The 307-nt window shown below is 59.6% G+C and carries 1 protein-coding gene; it reads left to right on the forward strand.

Going from position 1 to position 307, the window contains the following annotated elements; genetic code table 11:
• Positions 1–43: 43 nt before the first annotated feature.
• Positions 44–307: sensor histidine kinase KdpD (locus NE591_RS13965; RefSeq protein ID WP_256156945.1), on the forward strand; the 264-nt coding region annotated here is incomplete at its 3' end.

The following is a 307-nucleotide window of genomic DNA, read 5'->3' on the forward strand; positions in this document are numbered from 1 at the left end:
CGCCTCGGGGGACGTCCAGGACGAGGCGCAGAGGAAGCGTTTGATGTCGGATATCCATGAGGACGCGAATTGGCTGATCAATCTGGTGGAGAATTTGCTGTCGGTGACGCGGCTCGACGACGGCGACGTCGAAGTGTCGCGCGCCCCCGAACTGGTTTCCGACGTGCTGGCCGATGCGCTGCGCCATGTCAGTCGCTTTGTGAGCGAGCATCGGCTGACGGTGGTGATCGAGGATGAGTTTCTCCTGGCTCAGATGGACGGACGTTTGATTGTGCAGGTGGTGGTGAACCTTTTGAACAACGCCATC

The organism is Adlercreutzia sp. DFI.6.23, assembly GCF_024462535.1.
GTDB classification, from domain to species: domain Bacteria; phylum Actinomycetota; class Coriobacteriia; order Coriobacteriales; family Eggerthellaceae; genus Adlercreutzia; species Adlercreutzia rubneri.